Source organism: Methyloparacoccus sp. NF-16, assembly GCF_056880625.1.
This window is the reverse complement of sequence record NZ_CP174130.1, coordinates 99,066-123,523: the sequence shown is the minus strand read 5'-3', so window position 1 is coordinate 123,523 and position 24,458 is coordinate 99,066. Positions and strand designations below refer to the sequence as shown.

Sequence of the window (24,458 nt, the reverse complement as noted above, 5' to 3'; positions counted from 1 at the left end):
GCATGAGTAAGCTTGTTAAACCTTGCGCTGCCACGCCGGTCTGACGGTCCAGCCGTGTCAAGATGGGGATGACAGACCATGACGATTGCGTCATCAGCGAATGCTGCCGAAACGGAAGCCTGGCTGCCGGTGGCCGATGACTGGCTGGCGCTGGCCGTGATCCTGATGCTCCTGCTCTGTGCCGGGGTGGAGGCCCGCATGCCCTACCTCCGGCCGGGCCTGAGGCTGGTCAAGGACTCCTATCTCACCAACCTGACCCTGTTCCTGTTCAACGACATCACCCTGTCGGTGCTGTCGATACCGGCCCTGTATCTGGTGGCCGAGCGGTTCTCCGGCCATGGCGTCCTGAACCGGCTGCCCGATGCCTGGCCCAAGTACGTGCTGTCCTTCCTGCTCATGGACCTGGCCATGTACGGCTGGCACTGGCTGACGCACCAGGTGGACGGACTATGGCGGTTCCACCGGGTCCACCACAGCGACCCGACGCTGAACGTCACCACCGGCCTGCGCTTCCACGGGGTGGAACTGTGCCTGGAGGCGCTGGTGCGCATCCTGTTCATCGCCATCATCGGGGTCGGCGCCGGGGTGGTGCTGGTGATGCAGACGGTGATGGCCATCTTCGTCCTGTTCCACCACACCAACGTCATGTTCCCGCATGAACGCCGCTGGGGCTGGATCTTCATCGTCCCACGCCTGCACCGGGTCCATCACTCGGTGCTCCGGGCCGAGCATGACAGCAACTATGGCGCGGTGTTCTCCTGGTGGGATCGGCTGTTCGGCACGCTCAGGGATCAGGAGCCCACGGCGATCGGGCTGGCGGATGCCGGCGTCATCAGCGTCCGCGAACTCCTCGGACAGTGGTCCCGCCTGTGGCGGCGGCCCGGCGAGGCGCTGGACTGGCTGCAGGGCGCCCTGATGCGGGGCAACTACCTGCTGCGGCCGGTCTATGCGCGCCAGCACGACAAGGGCGAGCGCGGCTGATGGCCTCGACCTCGCCGGAGCGACCCGCGATGGGCGCCGACCCCGCCGGCCTTGCCGCTGGCCGCCCGCTGAGGGCGGAACTGACGCGCGCGGAGGCGGCCAAGCTGCGGTTGCAGCGTGCCGCCTTCGTGGCGGCCTCCCTGCCAGCCCTGTGGCTGCTGGCGCGTTTCGCCCTGGATGCGCTGGGCGTGGATCCGGTGGCGACCCTGACGCGCAGCACCGGCATCTGGACCTTGAACTGTCTCATGCTGTGCCTGGCGGCGACCCCCGCCCGCCGGCACCTGGGGTGGCTGTGGCCGTTGCAGATCCGGCGGCTGCTGGGCCTGTTCGCGTTCTTCTACGGCAGCCTGCATGTGCTGGTCTACCTGGCTTTCGACCACAGCTTCGCGCTGGCCGAGATCGTCCTGGACGTGCTCAGGCGGCCCTACCTGACCGCGGGGCTGCTGGCCTACGCCATACTGGCGGCCCTGGCGGCGACCTCCACCCGGACCATGATCCGGCGACTGGGAAAGCACTGGAAACCCCTGCACCGCCTGATCTATCTGGCGGGCATCGCCGCGACCCTGCATTTCCTCTGGCTGGTCAAGCGCGACATCACCGAACCGGGCCTTTACATCCTGGTTCTCTGCGGCCTGTTCATCCTGCGATTGAGCAGGCGACGCCGTCACGGCAGCCAAAGCCCATCGTCATTCCCGTGAGCATGCGTCCCCGGAGGTCACCATGAATAGCTTCACCCGGCACCTGTTCGCCAGACTCCATTGCCTGACGGCAGGGGCGGAACGATCGCTGGTCAATCGCCTCTGGGCGCTGGCCAGAGGCGCCGACCGGGCGGCGGACGAGGAGCTGGAGCGCGTCGCCGATGGCCTGGTGCAGACGCCGGCGCCGCCGGGAGAGTATCCCCGGGCGGCCTACGTCGCGACCCTGTGCAGCCTCAATAAGGAGCGACGCGCGCGGCGATTCTTCAAGGGCCACCGGCATTGAGGCCACCGGAGCCGATGCTGGCCGGGCCGTGGTGAGCCGGCCAGCCGTCACGCTTCCGGCCACGCCCCCCATGCGCAGGAAAGCCGATCTGCCCAGCCGCCTCTGCGCCACCTGCGGCCGCCCCTTCGCCTGGCGCAAGCGATGGGCGCGGGTGTGGGCCGAGGTGCGCTACTGCTCGGAACGCTGCCGGCGCGCCAAGGGCCGCGGCAAGGTGCCGGCCGCAACCGGGACGTCATGACCACGCTGCGGCTGATACTGGGGGACCAGCTCGACGCCGGCCATGGCTGGTATCGCGCACCCCGCGCCGACGTGGTGCATGTCCTGATGGAAATCCGCCAGGAAACCGACTACGTCCTGCACCATGCCCAGAAGATCCTCGCCATCTTCGCCGCCATGCGTGCATTCGCCCGGGAACTCCGGGACCGCGGCCACCGGGTCCATTACTTGGCCATCGACGATCCGCGCAACACCCAGTCCCTGACCCGCAACCTCGACTGGCTGATCGTCCGCCACCGGGCCGCCCGCTTCGAATATCAGGCCCCCGACGAATGGCGACTGGACGAACAGCTGCGGCGTCACGTGGAGGGGCTTGCCATCCCCGGCCGCATGGTCGACAGCGGGCACTTCCTCTCCGCCCGCGACACCGCGGCCTGCCTGTTCGAGGGGCGCCGGCAGTGGCTGATGGAGCATTTCTACCGGCACCAGCGCCAGCGCCACGGCGTGCTGCTGACGGCCAGCGGCCAGCCACTGGGCGGCCGCTGGAATTACGATGCCGAGAACCGCAAGGCCTGGCCCGGCCAACCCGCCGAGCCGGAGGACACCCGCGCCCGGCACGATCACGGCGCACTCTGGCGAACGATCGTCGCCGCCGGTGTCCGCAGTTTCGGCGAGCCGGCCGAGGGACAGCTGGCCTGGCCGCTCGACCGCCGGGAAGCCCTGACGCAGCTGGAGGCGTTCATCGACGCCGGGCTCCCGCATTTCGGCGATTACCAGGACGCGATGAGCGCCCGCGCCTGGCGGCTGTTCCATTCGCTGCTGTCCTTCGCCCTGAACGTCAAGCTGCTGAACCCGCGCGAGGTGTTGACGCGGGCCGAGCAGGCCTGCCGCGAGGGCAGGGTGCCGCTGGCGGCGGCGGAGGGCTTCATCCGCCAGATACTGGGCTGGCGCGAGTATGTCCGCGGCGTCTACTGGGCGCGCATGCCGGGCTACGAGCACAGCAATGTCTTCGGCCACACCCGGCCGCTGCCCGCCTGGTTCTGGACCGGCGAGACGCGCATGCGCTGCCTGGCCCACGCCATCGGCCAATCGCTGGCGCAGGCCTACGCCCACCATATCCAGCGCCTGATGGTCATCGGCAACTTCGCGCTGCTGGCCGGCCTCGACCCCATGGCCGTGCACCGCTGGTATCTGGGCGTCTACATCGACGCCTTCGAATGGGTGGAGCTGCCCAACACGCTCGGCATGAGCCAGTACGCCGATGGCGGGCTGCTGGCCACCAAGCCCTACGTCTCCAGCGCCGCCTACATCCACCGGATGAGCGATTACTGCAAGGGCTGCCACTACGACCGCAAGGCGCGGACAGATGAGCGCGCCTGCCCGTTCAACGCCCTCTACTGGGATTTCTTCGCCCGGCATGCCGACCGGCTGGCGGGCAATCCCCGGCTGGGGCTGGTCTACCGGCAACTGGGGCAGATGCGCGCGGAAGACCGCCGGGCGCTGGGCATTCGCGCGGAACAGCTGCTGAACCGCCTGGATGCGCTGTGAGCGCGGCCCATCCAGGCGAGACGCGCCGGAGTCGCCTTCAGTAACTCCGGTAGGGCAGGAACTTGCCGGACAGGGAGATGTTCACCCGGTCGCCGTTCGGGTCCGGCTCGCGCCGGATGTCCATCCTGAAATCGATGGCGCTCATGATCCCGTCGCCGAACTCTTCGTGAATCAGTGCCTTGATGGTGGCGCCATATACGCTGACCAGCTCATGGAACCGATAGACCAGAGGATCACTGGGCACCGCCGATAGCGACGCCCCCCGGCAGGGCGGCACCGTCAACCAGCGCTGCTCCTCTTCGGTCAGGTCGAACAGCGTTCCCACCACGCCTGCCTGCTCCCGGGTGAGCGTCATCTGTCCCAGGCAGGCGGCCGTGACCCATTCCTTGCTCTGTCCGACTTGCGCGGCGACATCGGCCCACTTCAGGCCACGGGCGATCTTGGCGGCGATGATCCTTTCGGTAACGTCATTTCGGTTCATGTTGATGCTCCTGGAATAAGGATTAGGGGCGAGAGGATCGGCAACCGCTGGCCGGCCTCCCGCCTGATGCGCGGTCTCAGCCCGCCGTCGTCTTCCTGAACCTGGCGGCTTCTGCCGATCCCCCCGTGGCGTTGCCCTTGCTGTAGGAATGTGCGCCCACCCCGGCCAGCTGCCCACCCTGGACAATCAGGTACTCGTCACGAATCGGCCGGCCTTCGAAGTGGCACTCCAGAATCTCGCGGGTACCGGCCGCATAGCGCGTTTGTGCCGACAGGCTGGTGCCGGAAATGTGCGGGGTCATGCCATGGTTCGGCATGGTCCGCCAGGGATGGTCATTTGGCGCCGGCTGCGGGAACCAGACATCGCCGGCGTAGCCGGCCAGTTGGCCGCTTTCCAGGGCGCGGACGATGGCGTCGCGGTCGCACAGCTTGCCGCGCGCGGTGTTGATCAGGTAAGCGCCGCGCTTGAAGTGCTTCAGCGTCTGATCGTTGATCATGTGCTCGGTTTCCGGGTGCAACGGGCAGTTCAGCGTCACCACGTCGCAGACACTGGCCAGGCTTTCCAGGCTGCTGTGGTAGGTCAGGTTCAACTCCTGTTCCACCGCTTCCGGCAGGCGGTGCCTGTCCAGGTAATGCAGCTTGACGTCGAAGGGCTTCAGCAGGCGCAGCACGCGCAGGCCGATCCGCCCCGCCGCCACCGTGCCGACGCTCATGGCTTCCAGGTCATAGGCGCGCGCAACGCAATCGGCGATGTTCCAGCTGCCCTTGAGCACCCAGTGGTGGGACGGGATGAAGTTGCGCACCAGCGCCAGGATCGACATGACGACGTGCTCGGCGACGCTGTTGCTGTTGCAGTAGGTGACCTCGGCAACCGTGATGCCGCGCTCCATCGCCGCCTGCAAATCGGTATGGTCGGAGCCGATGCCGGCGGTGACGATCAGCTTCAGGTTCTTGGCGTTGGCGATGCGTTCGGCGGTCATGTAGGCCGGCCAGAACGGCTGCGAGATGACGATTTCGGCGTCATGCAGCTCGCGGTCGAGCACGCTGCCGTCACCGTCCTTGCTGGAGGTGACGACCAGCTGGTGGCCGTTGGCTTCCAGGTATTGGCGCAGGCCCAGCTCACCGGACACGCTGCCCAGCAGGGTGCCCGGCCTGAAATCGATTGCCCTGGGGGTCGGCAGGGTCTGACCGTCCGGATAACGCTCCGGCTGCGGACAGTCGTCCCGCGCATAGGTTGTCGGGTAACCATCGACGGGATCGTCGTACAGCACACATACGATTTTTGCCATGTTCTCCACCTTTAGGAATGGTTGCGTAACGGGTGGGTCCACCGGTGTCCCGGCCGAACCCGGCGAGTACCTGGCCAGGTGGTCGGCATTGTCGGGCTTGTGCAGTGGCGCGGCTAATCGTTTGTGGGCATTGGCTGATCCATGGCGTTTATCAGGGCATCCAGCCGCGCCTGCAGATTCAGCCCGGCCGCGATGTTCCAGACAGCTGCCGGCACCGCCGGCAGTTGGTCCTGAATCCGCGAGATGAGACCGACGGGACGGGACAGCTCGGGCTTCAGGGGAATGGCCGTGACCTCCTGGCGCATTTCGAACAGGCTCAGGAGACTGTGAGGTACCACGCTGTAAAGTCCGGCGCAGCGGACATGGGCATAGAGGGCAAACACGGCATCGGTTTCCAGCATGACCCGTGGGGTCACGCCGGCCTCGCGGAAGGCCGCGTCGATGAGGTGACGACTCTGCATGTTGGGCGTCAGCAGGCAGAGCGGCAAGCCGGCAATGTCCACCCAGCCGGCTTCGCCAGCGGCCAGGGCCGGATCGGGATGGCGGGCCAGCAGCACATACCGCTCCCGGTACAGCGGCTGGGTGCGGAAACCCTTGAGCCGGGGGTCCTCGAGGTAGGTCAGGCCGAGATCCAGCTCGAACCGGTCGAGCTGGCGAATCAGATCCTCGGCGCACAGTGATAGCAACTGGATGGTGACACCCGGACATTGCGCCTGGCAGGGCTCGGTGAGCTGGGGCGTCACCGCCAGGGTGGTCGGGATCGCACCGAGGCGCAGGGTGCCGGTGAGTTGCTGAGCGCACAGTGCGGCCTCCTGGCGCATGCCCTCCCAGTCGCGGGCCAGCCGCCGGGCCCATTGCAGGAGGCGCTCGCCTTCCGGGGTGAATCCCTGGAAGCGCTGACCACGCCGGACCAGGGTCACGCCCAGCTCCTCCTCCAGATGTTGGATGGCCGTCGACAGGGCCGGCTGGGAAACATGGCAGGCCTCCGCCGCGCGGCCGAAATGGCCAAGTTTCGCCAGGGCGAGCAGGTAGTGAACCTGACGGATGAACATAGGACCGCTCAGGGGAGTGGACGGATCGGCGACGCATCCCGACGCCAACCCGAGCGCCGCCGTCCGCGCATGCCCGCGCCTTCAGAATCCGTAGCCGTAGGCGCCGATGATGGCGCGGGACTTGTCGCGCCTGAGGTAATCCATCAGCGCCCGGGCGGCGATCTTACCCTCGCCCTTGCCGAGCACGACGGCATCCTGCCTGATCGGCGGGTAGAGCGCCGGGTCGACGATCCAGCCGGAACCGGGGCCGATCCTGCCGTCCTTGAACACCTGCGAGAGGGCGACAAAGCCCAGCTCGGCATTGCCGCTTTGCACGAACTGGAAGGTCTGGGCGATGTTTTCCCCCTGCACCAGCCTGGGCGCCAGCGCCTGGCCGAGGCCGAGCCTGTCGAGAACCTGGATGGCCGCCGCGCCATACGGGGCAAGTCTCGGGTTGGCGATGGCCAGGTGCCTGAACGTGCCCGTGCGGAGCACCTTGCCCTGCTCGTCGACGACGCCGGGCCTGGCGCTCCACAGGACCAGCTTGCCAATGGCATAGGTGAACCGGCTGCCGGCCACGGCATTCCCTTCGGCGATCAGCCGGGCCGGCGTCCCGGCATCCGCGGACAGGAGGATTTCGAACGGCGCGCCATGGCGTATCTGGGCATAGAACGTCCCGGTGGCGCCAAAGGTCAGCACTGCCTTGTGGCCGGTATCCGCCTCGAAGGCCCTGGCAATCGCCTGCATGGGGGCGGTGAAGTTGGCGGCCACGGCCACCAGCACCTCGTCGGCGCGGGTCCCTGGCGCGGCCATGCCGATCATCAGCATCAGCGCCAGCCGCCAAATTGCCGGTCTACTCATGGGTTCAGCTCCTGTTCAGGGGTGGGGGAGAAACGAGGCGTGGCGGGTGTGCCGGCTGGCGGCACCCCCGCCTTGCCGCACGCCAGCACGGCGGCAAAGCAGCATTATGTACATCATCTTATATGGACATGACAATCCTCCGGCATCGGCCATCGCCGGGCCGCGTGCCGCTGCCAGCCGCCGGCCAGAAATGGCGACGGGCGCCTGAGAAAGGCGAGTAAATTTGGGGCAAGACCCGGACTGGCCTCATTGCCAGATAACCGCCCGCGACTCTCGGTTTGACCTTGAAACACGATATGGCGTAGCGTTTATATCGATCTGTATTCCGCTACCGCCCCCTACGTTTCAGAGGTACCACGATGCGCATACCCGCTGGCCACCGACTCCCGGCACTGGCCATTGCCGCCACACTCCATGCGCCGGCCGGCCTGGCACTCACGCCCGGCACGCCGGCGGACATCACCCTGCATGTCGCCGGTTCGACCATCCAGGACAACAACCTGGTCAAGGTGCTGGGCATGATCTGTCAGCCGGGCACGCTGGACCAGTTCCGCGATGCCGATCCGGTGGGCAAGGGAACCTACTGGCGGGCCTTCTTCTGCCAGATCGACGCGACGAAAGTGCCCGGCCTGACGTTGACCAACCCCCGGCTGCTGATCCTCAAGCGCAATCGCAGCGGCGCCATCACCGGCGTCTATCCGCTGCTGGAAACCGGCAAGGGCGTGAACTTCATGGGTATCGACCATCGCCAGGACGGCACGCCGCAGTGCACCCGGACCGCCGCGGGCGCCACCTGGAGCTGCCGTACCGACCGGCCAGGCGACGTGTTTCCGGCCACCCCCGACCTCGGCGTGCTGGACACCGATCCCCAGGCGTTTCGCGGCCCGAACTACAACCCGACCATCGATGGTGTCCGCTTCAACCAGCCCACGCCGGCGGCCATTGCGGACCAGTTGCAGGTGATGAATGCCGGTGGCGTACTGCAGAACACCCCGGTCACCCTGGGTCTGCGCGATGCGCTGCAGGAAGCGCAGGTGGCCCAGGGTCGCCTGGACCCGGCCTGCCTGACCGACAATGAGCGCCGCGAGGGCATCGACTGCATGCCCTCCCTGAGCAAGAGCCTGCTCGCCAGCCTGTTTGCCGGACGCATCGCCCGCTGGAGCGACGTGCAGGTGGATGTCACGGCCAGCGGCGCCAGCAGCCCGAGCGCGAAACCGCTGACCGATTTCAACAAGGCCTCGCTGACCTCCGATCTGGTGCACATCTGCCGGCGCAACCTGGGCGCCAGCACCCAGGCGGCCGTGAATGCCTATTTCCTCAACACACCCTGCGCGGCGACCGGCAGCCTGCCGGTGGACATCAGCAATCCGGTGTCCGGACCGGTCGTCGTCTCGCCGCCACAGGTCACGGCGGAGGAAATCTGTCTGGCCGACTTCAACGACGGCACCAACCTGGGCACCTTCAACCCGGCGGTCAACAGGGCCTGGGCGGTCGGCATGCTGACGACGGAGCGCAACACGAACCTGCAGCTGAACTACCGCTACATCCGCATCGACGGTGCCGCCCCGACGCTGGAAGAAGTCGCCGCCGGCCGCTATGCATATTTCACCGAGGCCGCCTACGTCTGGCGCAAACAGGACCCGCAACCGACCGGCGACACGCTGACCCTGATCCGCAAGCTGGCGACCGAGGCCACCACGCCGACGCTGTTTGCCCAGCTCAACAGCACCATCGCCCATCGCTGGGGACAGGGCAGCTTCATCGCCACCAGCGGCCAGGGCTATACGCCTGCCGCCCCCTTCAACGCCAACTACCCCGTCACGGCCTACACCCATGCCCCGGATGGGGGGCTGGACAACTGCATCCTGCCGCAGACGCGCGCGGGCCATGTCAGCAATTTCTAGGAGGGCAGTTCCATGAACCAGATCCGACGCCCACCCGCACGGGCCGTGTCCGGCAGGCGACGGCCCTTCCGCCTCCGGTCGATGGCGCTCGGCTGTGTCCTCGCCGTCGCGAACCCGGCCTGGGCGCTGAATCATGACGGCAGCGACGGCGGTCCCTCGTCCCTGTTCCTGTCCGTCCTCGACCCCCTCACCCAGACCAGCTATTACCGCGACCTGCAGGTCACCTACCGGCAGTTCCTGGACAACCCCGCGCTGACGCTCGACCTGGCCGGCGACAGCCGGTTTGCCGACTTGCTCGGCAAGGATGGCCTGCTGTTCAACATCGCCGCCTTTCACCGGCTGTCGGCCGACGGCGCCAACCTGTCGTCCTGGGGCTATCTCCTGACCCACACCGGCTCGCGCGCCGACCTTGCCGGGGACTTCGTGTCGATCGATGCCGTCCGCCAGCGCATGCAGATCTATGCCAGCCAGCTGACGGATACCGCCGGCACCTTTCATGCCGGCGAGGCGGGCTATTTCGACGGCGACAACTGGGGGGCCAGCCTCGGCGGGCTGGTTGGCGGAAGCACGGTAGGCCACCCCGGACAGCCGGTTGCCTTTTACCGCGTCAACAACAACACCGGCGATGTTGCCGGTGGCCGCGTCGAGCAGCTCGGCAGCTGGCTGCTGACCCGGGACGGCAAGCTGAGCTTCGATCGCACGGCCAGCGGCAACCTGCCACCCCAGGTTGACATCGCCGGTCCCGGCGCCGCCCGCGTCGGCGAGACGGTCATCCTGGACGGCAGCGGCAGCCGCGACCAGGACCAGGGCCCCGAGCCCCTGCGCCATGCCTGGATCCGGCTGTCCGGCCCGCTGGCCACGCTGGAAAACCCGCAAAGTCCCAAGGCCGGCTTCACCCCCGCGCAACCGGGCCGCTACCGCTTCCGCCTGACCGTCGGCGACGGGGAGGCGAACGCCTCCGCCACGCTGGACATCGCGGTCGAGTCCGCCGCCAATCAGGCGCCGGTCGTGCAGCTGGAAACCCGCCTGAGCGGGCGGGTCGGCCAGCGGGTGACGCTGGACGGCAGCCGGAGCTACGACCCCGACAACGCGCCGGCTCCGCTGCGCTTCCAGTGGACCCCATCCGGCGGCCCGGCCACGACCTTGGCCGGGGCTGAGAGCGCGCAGGCATCGTTCACGCCGGATCTGCAGGGCGATTACCGCTTCGGCCTGACGGTCTCGGACGGCGAACTGAGCGGTCAGGGCTGGGTCGACGTCGCGATCGCCGGGCCAGGCATCCTGACGCTACGGGCGCCTGGCGAGTGGGTCGTCGGCGTTGCGCAACGCATCGCCTGGACAACCCGGGACGTGGCGCCGAAACGCGCGGTGCGCTTGCAGTATTCGCGGGACGGGGTGAACTTCAAGACCCTGGGCAGCGTCGCCGCCGGCAAGGGTGGTTTCCGCTGGAAGCCGAAGCAGGCGCAGGCGAGCGAAACCGGTGTGCTGCGCGCCTGCGTCAAGCCCAGAAACACATCGGCCTGGGCCTGCGACGACGCCCGCATCGTGGTGCGCAGGCCCTAGCCCGTCACCGGTATCCGGCCACGCCGGTCATCCCGGCGTGGCCGGACACCCTGCCCTTGCGGGGCAGCCACCCGCCTGGTTCCCCAGCCTGAGCGTGCCGGGCGCGCGCACCAGCGGCCGCGGCCGGCCTCACCCGCAGCCGGGCTTGCCTTCCTTGATGTCGGCCACGCCGCATTCGCCGAAGCCGAGGATATCGACCTGCAGCGGGTTGAGGCGGGCCGCGTTCTCGGCCATCCGCTGCGCCAGATCGTTCTTCTCGTTGGCCTGATTGACGTCGTTGTTGACCGCGTCCTCGGCGGTGGCGGTGGCTGTGTTGGTGGCCGAGGAGGCGGCCGCCGCCGCGCCGGCCGGAGCCACGGGCACGGCGACGTTGGCGCTGGGCACGCCGGTCGCGCTGCCGCCGACGTCGATGTTGCTGGCGCCGATCACCGCCGTGGCGGCGATGGTGATGTTGGAGCCGCCGATGCCCGCCTCGCCGGCATCGACAATGCCCTTGGGCGCCGCCAGGAAGACGTCGCCGGGACGGCCGACGGTGCTGGCGGCGGTACGGATGCCGGAACCCGACACCACCGGCGGGAACTCGATCTTGAGGTTGCCCTGCTCGTCGAAGGTGACGATGGGCGGCGGCGCGGCGATGGCCGCCTTGGCGCCGCGACCGGCATCGATGTTGCCGTTCGACGACCACAGCGTGATGTCGCCGCCATCCATGGCGAACACACGTGACTGGTTGACCTGGAAGTCACCGTTCACCAGACCGTTCACGGCGCCCTCGCGCTGGGCGACGATGCCCAGCTGGCTGGCCGGCTTGGAACCGGCGAAGGCCACGGCGAGACCGGCGTTGACCAGCCCGCCCGGCACCACCAGGTTGATGTCGCCGCCGTCGATCGTGTGCACCTTGCTGAAGAACAGCTTGAGATCGCCGGCGTAGGCCGAGCCCGGCTTGCCGGCGCCCGGGAACATCGCCTCGATCGCCGCGTAACCCGGCGCGTAGTCCGCGGCCTTGCCGCTGCGCGCGGCCGCCGCCGAGGCGTCGCGGATCTCGCGGAACAGCACCGCCAGCAGGAACTCGCGCCGGTCCGCCTCCGGCAGGTCGCGGTAGGCCGTGGCCGCCGCGGCGGCGTCGAGATCGGCCTCGCCCAGGCGGGTCTGCATGTAGCGGGTCAGGTCCGCCGCGTACTTGGGGCTGAGCGGATCGTACTGGCGGGCGAAGTCGTCGTAGCGGGCGCCTTGCTGTCCCAGGCCCGCCAGGATGGAGACCGACGCCCCGCGCTCGGCCAGGGCGCTGTTGTTGGTGTTGCCGATGGTGTAGATGCCCTCGGACGCGCCCAGATCGATGGTACGGCCGGCCGTGACCCACAGCTGGCCCGGCCCCGCAAGGCGGATCTCGCGCGTCAGGTTGACCAGGTTGCCCTGGGCGTTGCGCGGCGAGGTGAACTGGATGTCGCGCCCGGCGGCGATGCTGGACAGCGCGTAATCCGCATGCTGGATCTGGAAGCTGACGTCCAGCAGATCCTTGCCGGCCTGCACGTTGGCCGCTTCCGCCAGCGAGAACAGCAGCGGATCGCTGGAGCGGATGCTGCCGCCGGCCCAGAGGGTGGCCGGAACCGTATCGCCGCGATGGATCGGCGTGCGGGCATGGATCAGGTTGGCGTCGCCGAACGGCTGCAGGCGCTGGAAGGCATCCTCCCAGCTGGTGGCCGGGCTGGCCACGCTGGGCAGCAGGGTCGGGTCGGCATCCGACTGGGTGATGTTGACGTTGTTGCCGTTGCGGCCGGTGGTGATGTCGCCGCCGGCCAGCAGGCTGAAGTCCGCCTTCGCCGAGGGATAGGTGACGAAGGACTGGCCGAAGACGATATCGCCCTGCAGGGCGGCGACGTTCAGGCTGGCCGGGTAGACCGTCAGCGCCTCCTGCGACACGCCCGGGAACTTGATCTGGCTGGCCGCTGGCCGCCGCGCGTTGACCGCGTCGATCAGCCCGGCAATGTCGTTCTGCAGGGTCACGTCACCGGACAGCGCCTGCAGTTCGATGCCGCTGTCGGCGCCGTAGGTGAAGAAGTAGTTGCGGCTGCGGGCGTCGTGCAGCACGGTCGGATTGATGGCGGCGCCGAGCTCGATGCCATCGCCCGCCTTCAGCGCGAAGCGCGAGTCGCCCAGGGCGAGCACCGTGCCGATGCCGTTGTTGGCCGCGGACGCGCGGATCGCGCCGGCCGCGGCGATCTCCGCGTCGCCGCGGCCGCTGTAGAAGGTGCCGCCGACCACATCGCCGCCGGCCGCGACCTTGAGATGGCCGCCACCCTGGACCTCGACCACATTGGCCCTGAAGTTCGCCTCCGAGCCGCGGCCCGTGTTCTCGGCCTCGCCGATCTGCTTGCCGGTGGAGGGCAGGACCACGGAAAGATCGCGGACGTCGCGACCGGCCTCGACGACCACGTCGCCGCCCCCCAGCGCGCCGACATTCTGGTTGAAGCTGGACAGCGGCCGCGTGGTGCCCACCGGGCCGCCGATGCCGATCGACCAGGCGGTCGGCGTCTCGCCCTCGTGGTTGGCATCCTGGCTCCAGTTGCCGACCCGCGCGAACCAGCCGTCGAAGAACTGCCCGGTCAGTGCGCCGACCACGTCGCGGCCGGCCTGGATGCGGATGTCGCCACCCTCGACCGGGTATTCGCCGAAGAAGTTGTAGGCCACGAAACCGTTGTTGAAGCTGCCGTAGCGGTTGTTCTGGGTGGTGCGCCCGGCCGTGTAGATGGCCGCGCTGGCGTCGCTCAGCACCAGGTCGCGGCCGGCGGCGATGTCGATGTCGCCCGTGCCGGTCCTGATCAGGGCGTTCCGGCCCACGACCACGTCGCCGCCGGCCGCCAGCCGGTAGCTCCAGGAGGCGCCGGTCTGCAACTGGTCGTGCACCGGCATCACGGCATCCGGACCGAGGATGCCGGTGAGATCGATGCCGTTGTCCGCATCGCGGAAGCCGTCGCTCAGCTCGCCGCGAATGGCCAGATTGCCGCCGGCATTCAGGCTCAGCACCCCGGCCCGGCCGCCATAGCGCCAGTCGGCCAGATCCCAGCCGGCGGCATCGAGGGCAAGATCACCACGGCTGCGGATCTCCAGCCCCGCCAGCAGGCCGCCCGGCAGGCCGAGGCGCGCCTCGATCGTTTCCGCATGGGTCATGTAGTCAGCGGTCTCGGCCTTCCAGCCGGCGATGTCCTCGGCGGTGACGGTGCCTTCCCGTTCGTGCAGCCGCACCGCCTCGACCGTGGTGTCGCGCGAGCCGGTGATGGCCGCCCGCAGATTGCCGCTGACAGCCACATCGTCGCCGGCGCGGTCGGCCCGCAGCCGGACTTCGCCATTGCTGCCGCCGGCCTGGTCGCGGACATCGACGCGGGCCCCGCCGGCCAGCTCGATGCCGGACTGGCCATCGCCATCCTGATCCACCGCGCCGAGCCAGACCCGGCCGCCCCGGTCGACCGTGCCGCGCGCCGAGAGGCCCGCCCGCCCGCCCAGCGCCAGCTGGTCGGCCGCTGTCAGGCGCACCGTGGCGCCGGCTCCGGCGGCAGCAATGTCGCCATCGATGCGGATGCCGCCGCGGTCGGCCGCGATGGCCACCAACCGCGCCGCCAGGCTGTCGCCGGCGGCCAGGCGCCAGTCCCCGTCACGGGCGCGGAACGCCAGCTCGTCGGTGAAGCCGGCCGACTTCAGGCCGGCACCGAGGGCACCGAGATCGCCTACCGACGCGGCATTGCCGACATCCAGCAGGAAGCGTCCGCCGGCCTGCTTGCCGGCGGCGGCCAGTGCGCCGTCCAGCGAGAGATTGCCCGCCGGCACGGCGACGCTCAGGGTACCGCCACGGTAGCCGCCCAGAGCCAGCCGGGCGCCCGACGCCACGGCGATGTTGCCGGCCTCGGCGGCCAGCTCGATGGTGCCGCCGTCGGTGTCGATGACGGTATTGCCGAACCGGGCGCTGCGCCCGGCGACATCGATGCGGGCATCGCCGGTCAGCACCAGGTCGCCACGCAGCGCGTCCAGCTTGACCCCGCCGGAGGCCAGGCCGATGTTGCCGGCATGGCGGATGCTGTCGGCGGTGATGGCCAGCCGCGCGCCCAGCGCCGGGTTGGCCGGTGCCTGCGCGGTGCCGTTGCCGGCGATGGTGACGGCATGGCCGCTGGCGTCGATGGCGGTATTGGCGCCCTTGCCGCCGGTGACCAGCGGCGCCCGCAGGCTCAGATCGGCGGCCACCCCGAGGCTGCCGGCGCGGTCGCCGGCAATGGCTTCGCTGGCCGCGAGGTCGACGTTGGCGAAGCCGCCGATGGCATAGCGGCCCTCGCCGAGGGTGAGGTTCCTGGCGCTCAGCCGCAGGTTGCCGCTGCCGTTGCCGCTGCGGCTGGCGACCGCGCCCGCCTGGTTGTCGATGCGCAGGGTATCCGCCGCGCTCAGGCTGGCTTCCCGGCCGGCATTGTCGAAGCCGAGCAGAGCGGCCGTACGCAGGGTCAGCCGGTTGGCCTTGACGGCGGCAGCGCCGAACAGGCTGATGTCGCTGCCGCTGCTCAGGACCAGCTCGTCGGCCTTGAGCCCGTCGAGCCGGGCCTGGTCGAGGATCAGGCCGCTGGCGCTGGCATCCACCTCGCCCAGGCTGATGCGGCGCGCGCCCAGCGCGACCGAGCCGCCGTCGGTGGCCAGGGTGCCGTCGATGCGATTGTCGGCCGAGGCGTCCAGCATCAGGGCGCCCGTGGACGCGACGGTGGCGCCGGCCTCAATCTGGATGGAACCGGAACGGCCCTCGGCGCCCTCGCGCCGCAAATCCACCTGCCGATCCCCCGATACCCGCAGGAAGGCGGCATCGCCCTGCACACGGTAGACCGGCCGGTCGCCGCCGGCGTCGCTCCCGCCACCGGCCGCGGTGATGCCGGCGCCCTGCGCCAACGAGATGTCCTGCCGGGCGGAGAGGATGTATTCCTGCCCGAACAGCTGCGCGTCACGCCCCAGCTGGATGCTGTTGGCACTCACCGTGAGATCGACGCCATCGTCGCGGCTGCTGCGGAGCCCGCCCAGCGAGATGCTGGCGACATTGAGGGCGTTGAGCTGCTCGGCGATCAGCTGCACCGCGCCGCCGGCCGTCTGGGCGGCCTGCGACTGGGCGACGACGGCGATGTTGTCGGCGGCGATATCCAGCCGCCCGCCGCGGCCACCCCTGGCAGCGGCGGCATCGATGGCGCCATCCAGGTTCAGGCCGCTGCCGGCGGCGATCTGGATGGCGCCCGCATCCTGCGGCAGGTAGGGCGTGGCGTGCCCCAGCTCCCTGGCCTTGTCGGCGTAGAAGCGGTTGGCGCGGTAATCGGCATACTCGGCCCGGGCGCGGACGGCGGCGCCTGTCTCCACCGCCCAGCCGCTCCAGCGCGGCGCACGGATATCGGTGCCGGCCACCGTCCGGTAGCCGGCGACGATGGTGGCGCCGTTGCTGTCCTGCTGCCGCATGCCGGGCAGGAGATCCTGGGTTCCGGCCGCCGGCGTCACCAGATAGGCGCCGGGCAGCAGGGCGTAGTGGGCCGGCAGCAGGATGTACTGGCCGGCCTTCAGGCCGCCGCCGCCGGACAGGTACAGGCTGTCGCCGATCTTGAGACCGCTGGTGGGCAACTCCAGGGGATCGACCGGCGCGGCGTTGCCGGTGTAGTCCGGCAGGATGGCAAAGGAGCCCCGGTAGCCCTGGCTGGACGGATCGAGCACATCGAAGGAGCCGCCCGGCCCCGGCACATGCTCGAAGGCGTAGAGATCGCCGCCGCCGGCGGTGTCGATCACCGAGCCCATGGCGATGTCGATGACGTCGCCCTTCAGCGACAGCCGCTTCTCGGGCGGGGTGGCGAAAATCAGGTTCTGCTGCCCCAGCGGGTAGACCCAGTCCAGCCCGCCCTGGCTGCGGCCGAAGGGCAGCACCTTGCCGCCGGCCGAATTGGAGGTGATGCTGCCGGCCGCGAGTTGCAGCTTGTTGCCGGCATCCAGCCGGATTTCGCCGATCGGCGCCCGCAGGGTCCCGCCCTGGACGATGTTCGGCGCCGCCAGCGTCAGCTTGCCGGCCACCGACAGCGGCGTTTCGCCGGCCTTGCCGTTCTGCGTCACGCTGAGGGTACCGAGCGGATTGTTCCGGATGGACACCTTGAAGTCGCTGAGCGTGGTCGGATAGATCTGCCGCGCCGCCAGGGTCAGGTCGCCGGCGCTGGTGAACTCGCCGAGGAAGTCGCGCTGCTGCTGGCTGGTGCGGACACCGGTCAGGCGCAGGTCGCCGCGGCTGTTGAGATAGGCGCTGTCGAACCCCTGCAGAGCCATGGCGCCGGTCAGGTCGATCAGGCCGGCGTCGACCCACAGATTGCCGCCGCCCTGGCTGGGGTTGAGGCTGCCGGGCCGGGTCTGGGTGGAGCCCAGCGACACCTGCGGGGCGCTCAGGGACACCTGCCCCGCCGAGGCGCCATCGGCCGGCCGGAAGGCCAGCGCCGGCGCATCCAGGTTCAGGCTGCGCTGGGCCGCGAGGCTCAGGTCACCGATGATGTCGATGCGGTCGGGCGAGCGGAAGGTGACCGTCGAGAAGCCGCCGGCATCAACCTGGTCGGCCGAGACCCGTGCCTGGCCGAACTGGTTCTGGGGAATGTTGCCGCCCTGCTGCGGCGGCAATTGTTCGAAGCTCGGGCTCTGGGTGATGGCGATGACGCTGGGTACGCGCGGGAACGGCTGGCCGCTGCCGGCCTGGTCGGGTTCGTTGCGGGTGAAGGGATTGAGCGCCAGCGTCAATTCGCCGCCGGCCGCGTTGCGGCTGCCGCCGCTGGCCCGGAAGTCGCCGAACAGCTGCATGCCCTCGGCGGCCTGCAGGTCGATGCTGCCGGCGTCGGACGCCACCTGCCGGCGCTCCGTCACCCGCGACTGGTTGACGACCCGGCCGGGGATATCCAGCCAGTCCGAGGTGCCGGCGACATCCAGCGTCGACCCGGCATCGGCGACGATGAAACCACGGTCGGCGTGCAGGCGAATCCTGCCGCCCTGCAGCACCTCGCCCTGGTAGCGGCCCTGGGCGTCCTGGTAGGTGAGGCTGGCGCCGCTGGCGTCGAGCCTGGCGCCATAGCCCAGCCAGATGCCCTGATTGGCGAGGAAACCCGGATCGGTCAGGGCCGGCGGTACGGTCTGCAGGTCGATGTCGCCGGCGCGCGCCGACAGCGTCCCGTTCACCCGGATGCTGCCGTCCGAGCGGATGCCGATCCTGCCGCCGGCATCGGTGCGCAAGGTGGCGCCATCGCCGATGCTGACCGCCGCGTCCTTGCCGCCGAAACCGACCGTCTGCGACAGCACCAGCGACAGCGAGCCCGCCGGGCGGGATTGCACCGGCAGCGTGGCGATCTGGCTGAAGTCGGCCAGGTTCTCGCCGGTGACCTTGCTCACGGCGCCGGGGTCCAGGATCCGGTTCTGCACGGTGACGGCGATGTCGGCGCCGCTGCCGACGCTGACGCCGGACTTGTTGGACGCCACCGTGTACGCGGCGAAGCCGCCGCGACCGAAGAAGGCGTTGCCCAGGAACAGGGGCACCGGCCCGCCGTCGACGAACAGGGTGTCGTCGACGCCCAGCACCGCCTGGTCGGAGGTCAGCGACAGCGATCCGCCGCGACCGCCGACCACGGCATAGCCCATCAGGTTGCCGGCCAGCGCGAGGTCGGAGCCGCCGACCGCCGCCGCTTCCAGGGCGATGCTGCCGGCGTTGCCGGCCTTGATCCTGCCGTCGGTCCGGCGGTTGGCGCCGCCGCTGACATCGATGCGGCTGCCGGCCGCCACCGTCACGTCGCCTTCCGCCCTGACCGCGACGCTGCCGCCGTCGATGCGCAGCGGCCGGCCATCGTAGCGATTGACGCCGCTGGAGGTGGCCGGCCGGTCGTTGTTCCAGCCGCCGCTGGTGTCGATCGAGGCGCGCTCGCCGAGACTGATCGCACCGCTGGCGCGGCTGCCGCCGATGACCCGGGTCTCCAGGTTCACCGTGCCGGCCAGCGAGCGTATCTGCCCGTCCACGGCGATTTCGCCGCCCTTGAGGGTCAGGGCGCCGGCCTCGGCCAGTTCGACCCGGTGCCCCTGGTCGACGCTGATCCTGCCATTGGTGTTGATGCGGATCGCCTGCAGGCCGGTACGCTTCAGGCCGCTGCCATCCAGCACCAGCTCCAGCGGCTGGCCGGGATTGGCGGGATCGGTCGGCAGGCTGCCGTCCTCGTCCGGCGTCCCGGAGCCGGTCTTCTTGCCGAGCCGCACCGCCTGGTTGTCGGCGGTGGTGCGGGCCAGGTCGATGGACAGGGTGCCGCCATGCGCCTGCAGCTCGGGTGCGCGCTGGCGTGCGCCGTTGACGGCGATCGCCTGCATCTCGCCATCCAGCGCCAGGGCGGCGGCGCGGATGTCCAGCGTGCCGGCCGACTTGCCCTCGACATAGCCGGACTCGAATGTGCCGGCGGAAACCGGGCCGACGCGGTCGCGGGTGAAGGACAGGTTGGAGCCGACGTAGGTGTGCTTGAGCGGTTCGGCCAGCCCCAGGTATCTGACATCCGGGCTGGCGCTGCCGATGTCGACCAGCGAGCGGCCGTCCGGGCCGATCAGCAGGCTGGTCTGGACGAAGCCGGAACGGTAGCGTACCGAGCCGCCGCTGAGATCGACCTTCGACCCCGCGGCCAGCACCGCGTCGCCTTCCGAGACGATGGACAGGGCGCCGCCGCCGGTGCTGCGCTCGGCGACCGTGCGGGCGATGCGGTCCAGCGCGCCGGCGATGTCGGCCAGCGGCGTGCCCTTGCGGATATCGACCTTGATCTTCTTGCCATACAGCGGCCCGCTCTTCTGCAGCGGGGCATCGCGCAGCTCGTTGCTGCGCAGCTCGACCTCGACGACGTTGCGCGCCATCGGCAGGCTGACATTCTTGATGCCGGAGACGTCGATAGTGGCCCCGGGCGCGATCATCACCTTGCTGTCGTTCTTGACGTTGGGCAGGGCCGGACTGGCGGGATTTTCGGTGGCGGTGATCGAGACCTTGCCGGCGCGCGCGCGGATCACCGCGTCCTTCTCGATGCGCACCTGCTTGCCCATGATCTCGACCCGCGAGGCTTCCTGGGCCTGGCCGTCGACGGCGGTCGCGGTGTCCTTGAGATCGGGCGTGGCCTCGGTCAGGCTGCCTTCGGCCAGCACGACCCGGGCGCGGGTTCCGAGGCCGTCGTCGGCGGCTTCGCGGCGCGTGGTGGCGCCCGGCTGCAACAGCCATTTGTCGCCCTCGCGGCGGGACACGGCGCCTTCGCGCGCCAGCAGCCGCACCGAGCCGTTGGCCTGCACGGCCGTGGAGGCCGATACCTGGCCCTTCTGGTTGACGGCAAAGCCCAGCAGGGTGACGTTGCCGCGCTGGGCCACCAGCTTGCCGACATTGGTGACATCGCCGCCGGTGGCGACCTCGACCACCAGACCGCGTAGCGAGGGATCGCCGCTGGTCTCCTGCAGGTAGACCTTGTCGGTCGCCGCGACCATGAGGATCTGGCCATCCGGCGCCGACAGCTTGCCGCGGTTCACCACCGAGGGCGCGGCGGCGATGATGCGGCCGGACTTGCCGGCGTTCACCTGTGCGCCCTGCTCGAACGCGATGCCGATCTTGACCCTGTTGCCCTTGTCGTCGAGGACGAAGTTGCCCTGGGCATCCCGGCGATAGACCTGGCCGGTGCCGGTCAGCGCCGCGCGGCCATCCTGGTTCAGCACCTTGGTGAAACCGCGCTCGAAGGTATCGTCGGTGATGTTGAGGCTGGTGGCGACCAGCGTGTTGACGTTGACGGTCGAATCCTTGCCGAAGACGATGCCGTTGGGGTTGAGCAGATATACCTGCCCGTTGGCGCTGAGGTTGCCCAGGATCTGGCTGGGATCGGACTGGTAGATGCGGTTCAGGGCGACGGACGCGGCCGAGGGCTGCTTGAACTGCACGGCGCTGTCCTTGCCGATGTTGAAGCTCTCCCAGTTCAGCACCGCCCGGTCGGTGTACTGGTTGACGATCATCCGGTTGCCGGTCACCACCTGATCGGCTCGCCCCATGCTGACCAGGGCCGCCCGGGGCACCGGCAGCTCGCCGGCCATGACGTTGCCCATGCCCAGCGACAGGCCGGCGGCCAGCACGCGCTGGACGGACGCCGCGAGCGGTCGCAGGCGGACACCGGGAGCGGAAACCGGAATGGCGGATGCGGCGCCTCGGCCGCGCGGTGCGTCAGAATTCATAAGCCACCCTGAAATCGATGCGTTGCTGGCCGGGTTTCACGAACTCGGTACCGATGAAGGGATATTCCCAGTAGAACTCGCCGTTGAGGTTCTTGAAGGCGCGCATGCGAAAGCCGGCGCCGGTGCTCCAGAGTTCGTACTGGTTGGGCGTGCCGGGTGACAGCGGGCCGTTCAGCCACAGCTGGGAGACGTCGGTGAAGGCCAGGAGGCGCAGGTCGTTGAGCTGCTCCAGCCCGTCCATGTCGATGGCGCCGACATCCGGCGACCAGAATTCCAGCGAGCCGATCACGCCGTTGTCGCCGAGTCGCTCCACCTCGTGATAGCCGCGCACGGTCAGCATGCCGCCCGCCCCCATCTGCTCGTTGTTGATCAGCGGGCTGTCGGCGATCTGGCCGCTGGCGCGCACCTGCACCGCCATGTCCGCCGGCAGCGGCTGGCGATGCTTGACCTCGCCGGCCAGGTAGAGATAGTTCGGCGTCGCCCCCGGCCGCTTCTTCTCGAACTGCTGGTAACTGCTGCCCATGCCGGCGAAGTTGAAGTTCAGCTCGGTGTTGAACTGCGTCAGCGTGCCGGCCTGGCTGGCCAGGGTGCCGCTGTAGTTGACCTGGAACGGCGAGTAAGTCACCGGGCTGCTGTCGGCCGGGGTGCCGGTCTGGTCCCGGGGATTGATGCTCTGGCCGAAGTCCTTGTAGTCCCAGCCGAAGCCCACCGACTGGAGGTACTCCGCCGTGCTCGGCAGGGGCTTCACCAAGCGGGCGCCGAAGATGTTGCCGTTGCCGACCACGTTGAGGGAGCCGGCCGTGGTGACGTCGCTCTGCGAGTCCAGGCCGATGCCGTACAGCGCCAGCCGCGAGTCGATGGCCTCGATCGGCAGCACGTAGGTGCCGGACCAGACCTGCACGTTCGACGGGTCCTCCGGCGCCACCTGGTATTGCAGCGAGGCGCTGTGATTGAGCTGCCAGAGGTTGTCGTAGCGCAGCATGACCGGCAGGCGCAGGCGGGTGGTGTTGATGCTGTTGCGGGCATTCAGCTCCACCGAGCCGTGCAGGGGCAGTTCGTCCTTGACCTCCAGCTCGACCTCCATGGTGCCGGGCGTGGCCCCGGCGCGCATGACCGGGGTGACCTGGCGGTCCGGATTCTCGGCCGCCAGCCGGGTCAGCTCGGCCTGCGCCAGCGGCATGTTGAGCGGCTTGCCCTCGGCCAGCGAGGGCACCCTCTGCCTGATGCTGTTGGGCGAGAAATAGGTGGAGCCGGTCACTTTCAGCTGGTCCACCGTGCCCTCCGCCACCTGCAACACGACGACGCCCTCGTTGACATCCTGCTCGGGAATGCTGACCAGCGCGGCAGCATAGCCGGATTCGTGGTAGGCCTTTTCCAGCGCCAGGCGGGCCTGTTCCACGTCGTCGAGGGTCCGGCTCTCGCCCAGATAGCCGTACACCGTGCGCTCGATGATCGAGTTGTCGAGGGTGGTATTGCCTTCGATCCGGTACTCCCAGACATCGAAGCGGGGTTTCGGCTCCGCCTCGTCGCCCCGCACGGAGGCGCCCCAGCCAAGGCCGAGCGCCAGCGCGGAAACCAGCGCCGTGCGGCAGCGGCAGGAACGTGAACAGCGCCGCGGGGGCGCAGGAAACAAGCTGTTTGGCATGGCCGATGGTTTCAGCGTAGCGGTTCTGGCCCGAGGCCCTGTCTTGCGAACCCGGGACCCGGCGCGGGTCCAGCGCATGAAAGCCGGTGGCGAGGATGCCACCGGCTTCTGCCTCCCGCCTGGCCTGGCAGGCGGGAGCCTATCGATAGGTAGTAGACTTATAAACGGTTGCGCTTTCCGCTGTCCACTACCGGAACCCGGCAGTTATCCAGCGAAAGACCGTTGGGAGCATGCGTATAGGGCGTAACCGGGTTGTTCAGGTCCAGTTCGCCTGTGGGGGAAACCTCCCAGCCTGCGGTCGATACGGCCAGATAGCCGCCCTGACCCCAGGTGAAGGCGAAGCTCTTGTTGTTGGCAGCGATGATGGACGGCTTGCCGGCATCGGTGGCAACCCGGCTGATGATCTTCGCCTTGTCGCCGGTGGGACCGCCCGACTTCAGCCACTGGTAGGTGACCTCGGCGGCAACCCCGTAGCGGCCGGCGGCGGCGTTCTGCAGGGTCGGCGCGACGCCGTCGATCTTGATGAAGCGGTAAGCCAGCGCGTTGCTGGGGTTCCTCTCGGTGGACTGCACGCCGATGGCGAAGGCCTTGGTGGCGCCGGCATTCTGGCCGCTGGTGTTGGAACCGGCGTTGAAGTCGACGAGGCAGCGCTCGACGTCGCCCGAACCCGCGTTCAGCTTGACGATGGGGCCGGCGAGATCGTTGCTGGTCTCGACCGGATCCAGCGCGCCGGCGGTGCAGGGCGCGTTGAGGATCTTGGCGTTGATGGTGGCCTGGGTGCCCGAGCCGTTGGTGCGGCGGCAGATGTGCACCTTGCTGTCGGTGATCGCACCGCTGGCGAAATCGGTCAGCGGCTTCAGGCTGCCGGGCTTGCCGACCATGACGCTGTCCCATTTGCCGACCTGGCCGGTCAGCAGGCTGGCGATCAGCTGCTTGCTCATGCCGGGCATGCAGACCTCGGTCTCCTTGCCGAGACAATCGGCGGCCAGGATGCCTTCCTCGATCTGGGCGCGCTGCAGGGCGTTGCGCAGCTCCAGCGTAACCGGCGTGTTGAACACCAGCGAACCGCCGGAAACGACCTGCAGCAGCTTGGCGACCTCGCCGGCATCGACCGGCGCGACACCGGCCGGGGTGTTGGCGCCGATGAACAGCTCGGGGTTGACGTCGGAAACACCGGCGTCCGGCACCTGCGGCGTGACGTCGCCGGTCTGGCTGATGCGGCAGCGCCAGTACTTCTCGCCGTTGGCCGGCGCGGTGCAGTTGCCATTGTTGATGGACATGACATCCACCGGCTGCTTCTTCAGCACCGGATTGACGCCGATGCCGGAACCGCCGATGGCCGTGCCGGTGGCCTTGGAGGTGCTGGTCTTGTGGAACAGCACCTTCGGGTTGGTGGTCGACAGGCCGGTGACCTTGCCGGTGTCCAGGTTGCAGAAGTAGGCGCGGTGATTGCCGCCGGCGGAACCGCTGGTGCCGTCGCGGTATTCGTCCAGCGACCCGGCCACGCAGAGCTCCGCGAACAGGGCGCCGATGTTGTTGTCCTGCGCCGTGGCGCCGGAAAGGATGATTTCGATGTCAGGCGCGCCCGGCGGCAGCGCCAGGGCGATGCCGGAATTGAACGCCAAGCCTGCGGCGATGGCGGTGATGAGCTGCTTGGATTTCATGATCAGTCTCCGATCTCTTGATTGAACCTAGCGGTAGGGTTGGGTATTCGACG

Annotated in this window: 14 protein-coding genes; 7 read left to right on the top strand and 7 right to left on the bottom strand. The window is 69.0% G+C overall.

Features of this window, described 5'->3' with window-relative positions:
* Nucleotides 1-78: 78 nt before the first annotated feature.
* The 5 genes from ACH5N8_RS00565 (at nucleotide 79) to ACH5N8_RS00545 (ending at nucleotide 3,726) form a co-directional block, all read left to right on the top strand.
* Nucleotides 79-981 (top strand): sterol desaturase family protein, encoded by a 903-nt coding sequence (locus ACH5N8_RS00565; protein ID WP_483282092.1) that lies wholly within the window; start codon nucleotides 79-81, stop codon nucleotides 979-981.
* Nucleotides 981-1,679, top strand: coding sequence for a protein-methionine-sulfoxide reductase heme-binding subunit MsrQ (locus tag ACH5N8_RS00560; RefSeq protein ID WP_460027290.1), 699 nt, complete (start codon nucleotides 981-983; stop codon nucleotides 1,677-1,679). Before ACH5N8_RS00565 ends, ACH5N8_RS00560 begins: the two co-directional genes overlap by 1 nt.
* Before the next feature lie 22 nt (nucleotides 1,680-1,701).
* Nucleotides 1,702-1,962: a hypothetical protein gene (locus ACH5N8_RS00555; RefSeq protein ID WP_483282091.1), complete on the top strand. Its 261-nt coding sequence runs from the start codon at nucleotides 1,702-1,704 to the stop codon at nucleotides 1,960-1,962.
* Nucleotides 1,963-2,032: 70 nt separating this feature from the next.
* On the top strand, nucleotides 2,033-2,200 hold the full coding sequence (locus ACH5N8_RS00550; protein WP_483282090.1) for a DUF2256 domain-containing protein: 168 nt from the start codon (nucleotides 2,033-2,035) through the stop codon (nucleotides 2,198-2,200).
* A complete protein-coding gene (locus ACH5N8_RS00545) occupies nucleotides 2,197-3,726 on the top strand; it encodes a cryptochrome/photolyase family protein (RefSeq protein ID WP_483282089.1) in 1,530 nt (509 codons plus the stop codon). The genes ACH5N8_RS00550 and ACH5N8_RS00545 overlap by 4 nt, the downstream gene beginning before the upstream one ends.
* Nucleotides 3,727-3,763: 37 nt before the next feature.
* On the opposite strand, the gene cynS is transcribed toward ACH5N8_RS00545, so the two are convergent.
* From cynS to modA, 4 genes are all read right to left on the bottom strand, one after another.
* Complete coding sequence (gene cynS / locus ACH5N8_RS00540; RefSeq protein ID WP_483282088.1) at nucleotides 3,764-4,207, bottom strand: cyanase; 444 nt, start codon at nucleotides 4,205-4,207, stop codon at nucleotides 3,764-3,766.
* Between the two features lie 76 nt (nucleotides 4,208-4,283).
* Nucleotides 4,284-5,495, bottom strand: coding sequence for an NAD-dependent formate dehydrogenase (locus tag ACH5N8_RS00535; RefSeq protein ID WP_483282087.1), 1,212 nt, complete (start codon nucleotides 5,493-5,495; stop codon nucleotides 4,284-4,286).
* A gap of 113 nt (nucleotides 5,496-5,608) precedes the next feature.
* Entirely contained in the window at nucleotides 5,609-6,547 is a 939-nt protein-coding gene (locus ACH5N8_RS00530; protein WP_483282086.1) for a LysR family transcriptional regulator, read from the bottom strand.
* An 81-nt stretch (nucleotides 6,548-6,628) separates the two neighbouring features.
* Nucleotides 6,629-7,387 carry a molybdate ABC transporter substrate-binding protein gene (gene modA, locus ACH5N8_RS00525; RefSeq protein ID WP_483282085.1) on the bottom strand — a complete coding sequence of 253 codons (759 nt, stop codon included), beginning with the start codon at nucleotides 7,385-7,387 and terminating at the stop codon, nucleotides 6,629-6,631.
* A 359-nt stretch (nucleotides 7,388-7,746) separates the two neighbouring features.
* On the opposite strand from modA, the gene ACH5N8_RS00520 reads away from it, so the two are divergent.
* Nucleotides 7,747-9,291, top strand: a complete 1,545-nt coding sequence (locus ACH5N8_RS00520) for a hypothetical protein (protein ID WP_483282084.1) — start codon at nucleotides 7,747-7,749, stop codon at nucleotides 9,289-9,291.
* A 12-nt stretch (nucleotides 9,292-9,303) separates the two neighbouring features.
* The gene (locus tag ACH5N8_RS00515) at nucleotides 9,304-10,851 is read left to right on the top strand and encodes a PKD domain-containing protein (RefSeq protein ID WP_483282083.1); all 1,548 of its coding nucleotides are present in this window, start codon (nucleotides 9,304-9,306) and stop codon (nucleotides 10,849-10,851) included.
* Nucleotides 10,852-10,980: 129 nt separating this feature from the next.
* Here ACH5N8_RS00515 and ACH5N8_RS00510 read toward each other — a convergent pair whose 3' ends face one another.
* The 3 genes from ACH5N8_RS00510 to ACH5N8_RS00500 form a co-directional block, all read right to left on the bottom strand.
* Complete coding sequence (locus tag ACH5N8_RS00510) at nucleotides 10,981-21,096, bottom strand: filamentous haemagglutinin family protein (RefSeq protein ID WP_483282082.1); 10,116 nt, start codon at nucleotides 21,094-21,096, stop codon at nucleotides 10,981-10,983.
* Nucleotides 21,086-22,741 carry a ShlB/FhaC/HecB family hemolysin secretion/activation protein gene (locus ACH5N8_RS00505; RefSeq protein WP_483282081.1) on the bottom strand — a complete coding sequence of 552 codons (1,656 nt, stop codon included), beginning with the start codon at nucleotides 22,739-22,741 and terminating at the stop codon, nucleotides 21,086-21,088. Before ACH5N8_RS00505 ends, ACH5N8_RS00510 begins: the two co-directional genes overlap by 11 nt.
* 158 nt (nucleotides 22,742-22,899) lie before the next feature.
* On the bottom strand, nucleotides 22,900-24,405 hold the full coding sequence (locus ACH5N8_RS00500; RefSeq protein ID WP_483282080.1) for a hypothetical protein: 1,506 nt from the start codon (nucleotides 24,403-24,405) through the stop codon (nucleotides 22,900-22,902).
* Nucleotides 24,406-24,458: the final 53 nt, after the last annotated feature.

Coding starts and splice junctions, on each gene's coding strand:
- ACH5N8_RS00555 (WP_483282091.1), top strand. CDS start 1,702: ATGAATAGCTTCACCCGGCACCTGTTCGCCAGACTCCATTGCCTGACG.
- modA (WP_483282085.1), bottom strand. CDS start 7,387: ATGAGTAGACCGGCAATTTGGCGGCTGGCGCTGATGCTGATGATCGGC.
- ACH5N8_RS00545 (WP_483282089.1), top strand. CDS start 2,197: ATGACCACGCTGCGGCTGATACTGGGGGACCAGCTCGACGCCGGCCAT.
- ACH5N8_RS00500 (WP_483282080.1), bottom strand. CDS start 24,405: ATGAAATCCAAGCAGCTCATCACCGCCATCGCCGCAGGCTTGGCGTTC.
- ACH5N8_RS00550 (WP_483282090.1), top strand. CDS start 2,033: ATGCGCAGGAAAGCCGATCTGCCCAGCCGCCTCTGCGCCACCTGCGGC.
- cynS (WP_483282088.1), bottom strand. CDS start 4,207: ATGAACCGAAATGACGTTACCGAAAGGATCATCGCCGCCAAGATCGCC.
- ACH5N8_RS00560 (WP_460027290.1), top strand. CDS start 981: ATGGCCTCGACCTCGCCGGAGCGACCCGCGATGGGCGCCGACCCCGCC.
- ACH5N8_RS00530 (WP_483282086.1), bottom strand. CDS start 6,547: ATGTTCATCCGTCAGGTTCACTACCTGCTCGCCCTGGCGAAACTTGGC.
- ACH5N8_RS00505 (WP_483282081.1), bottom strand. CDS start 22,741: ATGCCAAACAGCTTGTTTCCTGCGCCCCCGCGGCGCTGTTCACGTTCC.
- ACH5N8_RS00535 (WP_483282087.1), bottom strand. CDS start 5,495: ATGGCAAAAATCGTATGTGTGCTGTACGACGATCCCGTCGATGGTTAC.
- ACH5N8_RS00510 (WP_483282082.1), bottom strand. CDS start 21,096: ATGAATTCTGACGCACCGCGCGGCCGAGGCGCCGCATCCGCCATTCCG.
- ACH5N8_RS00565 (WP_483282092.1), top strand. CDS start 79: ATGACGATTGCGTCATCAGCGAATGCTGCCGAAACGGAAGCCTGGCTG.
- ACH5N8_RS00520 (WP_483282084.1), top strand. CDS start 7,747: ATGCGCATACCCGCTGGCCACCGACTCCCGGCACTGGCCATTGCCGCC.
- ACH5N8_RS00515 (WP_483282083.1), top strand. CDS start 9,304: ATGAACCAGATCCGACGCCCACCCGCACGGGCCGTGTCCGGCAGGCGA.